Source organism: Mesorhizobium sp. M2A.F.Ca.ET.039.01.1.1 (assembly GCF_003998035.1).
Classification (GTDB): domain Bacteria; phylum Pseudomonadota; class Alphaproteobacteria; order Rhizobiales; family Rhizobiaceae; genus Mesorhizobium.
Genome location: NZ_RZRY01000440.1, coordinates 1 through 5,403 on the forward strand (window position 1 = coordinate 1; position 5,403 = coordinate 5,403).

At 62.5% G+C, this 5,403-nt stretch carries 6 protein-coding genes; 2 read left to right on the forward strand and 4 right to left on the reverse strand.

The features are described 5' to 3' along the window. Positions 1-1,341 (reverse strand): glycosyltransferase family 39 protein (locus tag EOA24_RS26165; RefSeq protein ID WP_133374616.1); only part of this gene is annotated, 1,341 nt, incomplete at its 3' end. A gap of 198 nt (positions 1,342-1,539) precedes the next feature. On the opposite strand from EOA24_RS26165, the gene EOA24_RS26170 reads away from it, so the two are divergent. Continuing rightward, positions 1,540-2,244: a hypothetical protein gene (locus EOA24_RS26170; RefSeq protein WP_126082406.1), complete on the forward strand. Its 705-nt coding sequence runs from the start codon at positions 1,540-1,542 to the stop codon at positions 2,242-2,244. A 151-nt stretch (positions 2,245-2,395) separates the two neighbouring features. Here the strand turns inward: EOA24_RS26170 and EOA24_RS26175 are convergent, their stop codons facing one another. From EOA24_RS26175 to EOA24_RS26185, 3 genes are all read right to left on the reverse strand, one after another. Continuing rightward, positions 2,396-3,163 carry an RES family NAD+ phosphorylase gene (locus EOA24_RS26175; RefSeq protein ID WP_126082407.1) on the reverse strand — a complete coding sequence of 256 codons (768 nt, stop codon included), beginning with the start codon at positions 3,161-3,163 and terminating at the stop codon, positions 2,396-2,398. Next, entirely contained in the window at positions 3,123-3,500 is a 378-nt protein-coding gene (locus EOA24_RS26180; protein WP_126082408.1) for an antitoxin Xre/MbcA/ParS toxin-binding domain-containing protein, read from the reverse strand. The genes EOA24_RS26175 and EOA24_RS26180 overlap by 41 nt, the downstream gene beginning before the upstream one ends. A gap of 63 nt (positions 3,501-3,563) precedes the next feature. Further along, on the reverse strand, positions 3,564-4,634 hold the full coding sequence (locus EOA24_RS26185) for a diguanylate cyclase (protein WP_126083786.1): 1,071 nt from the start codon (positions 4,632-4,634) through the stop codon (positions 3,564-3,566). Positions 4,635-4,954: 320 nt separating this feature from the next. Here EOA24_RS26185 and EOA24_RS26190 point away from each other — a divergent pair, with 320 nt between their 5' ends. Next, entirely contained in the window at positions 4,955-5,374 is a 420-nt protein-coding gene (locus EOA24_RS26190; protein ID WP_126082409.1) for a GFA family protein, read from the forward strand. Positions 5,375-5,403: the final 29 nt, after the last annotated feature.

Here is a 5,403-nt window from a genome sequence, read left to right on the forward strand (position 1 = left end):
GTCGAGAGCCGTGAAGATGGAAGGCTGGTCCGCGGCTTCCAGCCCGGCGAGCCGGGCCACGCCGTCTTCGCCGCCGACAATGCCTAACGGCCCGGGCACCGCGTCATGCCAGATCGCCTCGGCTGTCCGCGAGATCGATTGCGCCGGCCAGCACATCGGCTGCAGGTGACCGCGGACGTTGCAGCCGGTCCAGCGGGTGACGGCGTAGGCGCTCGATACGGCGACCACGCATAGCAGGGCCAGCACCGTCAACCGGCGCAATTCCGTCGCTCCCAGCCGGTGGCCCAGGAGCGCGATCGCCAGGGCGCCCACGAGATTGTACATCGTCGCGCCCCAGGACTCGCCGGTGCCTGTGAACAGCGAGGCGATCATGATGAGGAGCGCTGGCCCCAGACCCATCCACGCCAGATAGATAATAGCGCGCCGCTCGGGAGCCGGCTGGGGCTGCAAGGGCTCCTGCGCGGGGCTTGTTCGCCGCCGCAGCAGGCCGGACAGAGCAAGAACGACGGGAACAGCGGAAAGCCCGGCAAGCTGAACGCCGATATAGTAAAGCCTGGCGCGGTGGGCGAGGACCCATTCGTTGCGGTGCGCGGCGTAGGTCAGCGGCAGGAAATCGAGTCGGAAAAGCTCGACCGCCAGCGGTGCCGCGATGCCAAGGAAAACCGCAAGGCCAAGCCACGGCCATGGGGTGGCGAGCCGGTTCCGGGCACGGCTATCGTATAAGAGCCAGATGCCGCCGAAAACCAGCAGCAAAGCCGTCGAGAACTTGGCGTAGAGTCCCAGGCCGGAGACGACGCCGAGGGCGAGCCACCAGCCGGGCCGTCCGTCGCGCGCGGCGCGCCACAACAGCCATGAGATGCCGGCCCAGAAAGGCATCTGTGCATAGTCGTGGTTGAATTGCGGGGTCGGCCAACCGAAGAAATAGATCGAGGGCATCAGCAACACCGCGGCGAGAGCGCGGGTCGACCCCATGATGTCGCGTGCGAGAAGATAGACCAGGATGAAAGTCGTCGAGATCAGCAGTTGCGAAAGCATATATTGCGGCCAGCGGAACGAGCCGGTCAGTAGATGGCTGATCTCAAGCAGCCAGCAGGGTAACTGCGGGTGTTTGTAGGTCAGCAGAACCCATTCGCGGCCCCACATGAACCCCTCGACGACGTCGTATGGCGGCCCAACATTGACGAGCGCCGGCATGACGGTCCAGCAAGCGATCTGGGTGAGGCACAAAAGCGCCAGCAATCGCCATGGATGCCGGATCAGTCCGTTCCAGATCGAAGGCGGATTGCGTTCCGCGGTGGCTGCCACCGGCCAAAGATGAACGGATTCGCTGGTTCTCGACATGCGGGCCTAAAACCACACCGGTGAATTTCTGAACAGTCCGATAGCAAAAGCTTACGAAAATGTATGCTGCCGCAACATTGTAAAACCAAGATTGCGATGGAACCCGTCGCCGGCGCTTCGGGCAGAACCGTGGCCGGCTGAATGTTGGTTGAGCCGGGCCTCCCAAGGCGCCGCGGTTCTAGCCATACGGGTGTCTCCATGCGTCACCAGCACGCCGTCATCCATCATCGCGGGCTCGACTTCTGGTCGGCGCGCGCGGCGGTTCTCGTCGTCATCTGTCTTCAGCTTTTGGTCATCAACAACCTGTCCTGCGGTCCGCGCTGGCTAGCCCCGACCGTCGAGGCGGCACTGCTGGTGCCCCTGTCGATCGCGACGGCATGGACGCAGATGCAGACGCGCACGGCTGTCGACCACGAGCATTGGTACGCGATCGGCCGATTGCGCCTCTACATCCGCCGCACGGCATTGGTGATGACCGGCGTCATCAGCATCATGAATTGCGGATCGCTGGTTTTCCTGGTGCGGGCGCTGCTGGAAGGGCATGCCGGCGCCGGCACCACGCTGCTCGTCGATGCGCTCAACATCTGGGTCACCAATGTGATCGTCTTTGCGCTGTGGTTCTGGAGCACGGACAGGGGCGGGCCGCCGACCTGTGGCCTGGTCAAGCGCGCGCAGGCCGACTTCCTGTTCCCGCAAATGACGCTGCCAGATAGCGAGATACAAGGCTGGCTGCCGGGCTTTGTGGACTATTTCTTCCTGGCTTTCACCAACGCCACCGCCTTCTCGCCGACCGACACCTTGCCGCTCACGCAGCGCGCAAAGCTCCTGATGATGGCCGAAGCGATGATCTCGCTCTTGACGATCGCGCTGGTGGCGGCGCGGGCGGTCAACATCCTGGCCTAAAACTGTATCGATATTCGGGTGAGGCTGGCCTGCGAATGGTGGCTTCCTGCGCTTCCGGTGCTCACGTACTGCAAGTACGCTCCGCTCCGGTTCTCGGAATCCACCCTTCTCGGCTCACCCTGACCCGAATCTCGATACAGTTTTTCCGAACTCAATGGCCGCGTTCCCAACGCATTCCAGCCAGTCGCGGATCGGCAAAAGCGGTGCGTGAGAATTCCAGCCGCTTATCGGGAAATTCGCAGATCGCCTGCAGGCCGAAAGAGCCGATCCGGATGCGCCAGGTCTGTGGCTCCAGCGGCCTGGCCTTGGCAAAGCCCTTGCACGTCAACAAAGCGATGTTGGCGCCCTTGGGATCGCGTACCGAGCGATAGCGGATCGCCTGTATCTCGGCTTCGCGCGCGACATCGGCGATCGCCTGACAGGCGGTGTAATCGGTGGGCAGCGCCCAGGCCTTCTCGTTCCGATCGAGCGGCGGCCGCGTCAGGTCGATCGCGCTCTCGCATTTGATCGCGGCGGCGAAGGCAGTGTATTCCGCCGCATCGTTCGGCCATGGCGTCGCCGGCGACTCCGCAAAGAACAGCAAGCGGTAGAAGGCCATCTCCGCCACCGCCGTCAGCACTGTCTCGGCCGCGTAGTAGACGCCTTTCGTCTTGCCCGCGCGACGGAAGCGCGAGCCGTAAGGATAGACGGAGCCGTAGCGGAAAGGCGTCGCCAGCAGATAATGGAGGTGGCGGCATTCCAGCGGGATATGGGGCTTGGTGTCCTCGACGAGGTCCTCGAGCAGCGACTGCTCGTCGAGCGTGTCGACCAGCTTGAGGGTCGACACGCGGTGCTGCGCCTCCACCATGCGCCAGTATTTGCCTTCGAGCCTGACGGCCTCAGACGAGAGCGCGCCGGGAGTCCAGGTAGGCAATGACATCGACAAGTCCGGCAATGGTCAGGATTTTCTCGAGCGGCGTGCCGTCGAGCGTGATGTTGGGATTCCTCAGCCATGCCCGCGCCACAGTCTCGTCGCCGCCGACGATGGCGTCGAGCGAGCGGAACAGGCGGACGAACAGCACCGCCAGCTCGAAGGGCTTGGTGCCGCGTTCGAGCAGGAACTCCTGTTTGCGCATGCGCGAGATCGTTGCCTCCGACACACCGATGACCAAAGCGAGCGTCCTGGCGGTGATATCGAGCAGGTCGGCCGCGCGCAGCGTGGCCTTGGTGATGACGGCGTTTTCGGCCGCCGTCGCGGCCGCGACTGGACGTTGCATAAGCGCACCCTTTCATTTCTGTGGAAAATATAGTCCACAAAAATTCTTCTGGAAAGGGTGATGTCAGTCTTTCTTGTAAAGCAGCCAGCCTTTGCCAGCTCGTCCGCCGGTGGCCGAGTGCCTTGTCACGCGGTTGCGGCCGCCGACCTTGGAGCGGTAAAGCGCGCGGTCCGCCTTGGTGTAGAGATCCTCGGGGTTTTCCGCCTCCGAGGCCATACAGATGCCCAGCGATACGGTGACGGTGCCGTAGTTCATGCCGGTCTGGCTGCTGGTGAACGGGGTCTGCTCGATCAGCGCCCGGATGCGCTCGGCGATCTCGTATGTGGCGTCCTCGCTGGCGCCTTCGACGATGAGCGCAAACTCCTCGCCGCCGGTGCGCGCGACGAACATGTCGGCACGCACGCTGGACTGGAAGATCTCGGCGATGATCTGCAGGATCCTGTCGCCGACCGGGTGGCCGTAGCGATCGTTTATGTCCTTGAAATGATCGATATCGGCAAGGATCAAGGCGTTGAACAGGATGCCGCGATTGCTGTTGTAGATCCGGGTGATCTCCTTGTCGAAGGCGCGTCGGTTCCACAGTTGCGTGAGCGGATCGGTGTCGGCAAGCCGTTTGTATTCCTCGAGTTTCGACTTGACGCTTTCAAGCTCGGCCGTCTTTTCGCTGAGCGTGCTGGCGATCTGGCGGCCATGGTCGATCGTCGAGCTGGTGGCGGCCGACATTGCGCCAGCGATCTTCTGCAGGAGTTCCTGCGAAAGCAGACTGCGGTTGCTCAGTCCGCTCGAGGTCTCGTCGAGCAGACGGCCGTATTTCTCGATATGCGAGCGCTCGCTGCGCAACAGCGCGGCGATGTCCTCGAGCTCCTTGGCGACCATCTCGCGGGCATGTTCGACGATGGCCGGTCCGTGATGCTGGGGGAAGAAGATGCGCCCGATGCCGTCGAGGTCCTCCTGGGTCGGTCGGTTGCTCAACGAGACGACGGCAAGGCTGAGTTCGTGATTGCTGCCGCTGAGCGCCTCGTAGAAGATTTCATAGTTGCGGGGCATGCCAAGCACGCCGAGCTGCCGCATCGTCGCCACGACGGTGCTGGCGATGTCGGTATTCCTGTCGGTGGGAACGGCTGCCGGCTGCATGTTCAGTTTCACTGCCCCTTCAGTGCGACCGGAGACCTGCCACCGCCGGGAGTCGCTAACTCGGGGATTTGAATCGGAATTGCGGTGCGACGGCGCGTCCCCAACACGACCTTCGCTTGCAGGAAACATAGATGCAGTTGCGCTAAAGTTTCCTTAATGGCCTGCATTTCCTCGATGTCTCTGCTACCTCAGGATGTAGAGTCGTGTGAGGCGCAGCTTTTTAAACGCGTCGCTTCGGTGTCGCATTTGCCTGCGCCCAGCCACTTCAAACCTGAAATTCTGGCGGCAATGGATCGGAGGATGGTCGAAGGAGGCCGGAAATGGACGACAACCACAGGGGATCGTGCCTGTGCGGGGCGGTGCGTTTCAGGACGAGTGGCCCGCTGCGCGGCGTCGTCTATTGCCATTGCTCGCAATGTCGCCGGCAGACCGGCCATTTCGTCGCGGCTACCGCCTCCAGGGATGCCGATATCGTCATAGAAGGGTCCGACGCGCTCAGCTGGTACGGTGCTTCCGATGTGGCGAAACGCGGCTTCTGTCGGACCTGCGGCTCGCTGCTCTTCTGGAAGCACAATGAACTGGACACGATTTCCATCATGGCCGGATCCTTCGAGAGGCCGAGCGGCCTCACGGCGGAAAGCCACATCTTCGTGGGCGACAAAGGCGATTACTATTCGATCGAGGACGGGCTGCCGCAGTTCGAGAAATCGACGCCGTCGATAAAGGTCGCCGACGGATGAATTTTGCGGCGGCTGCCTTATTCCCTTGA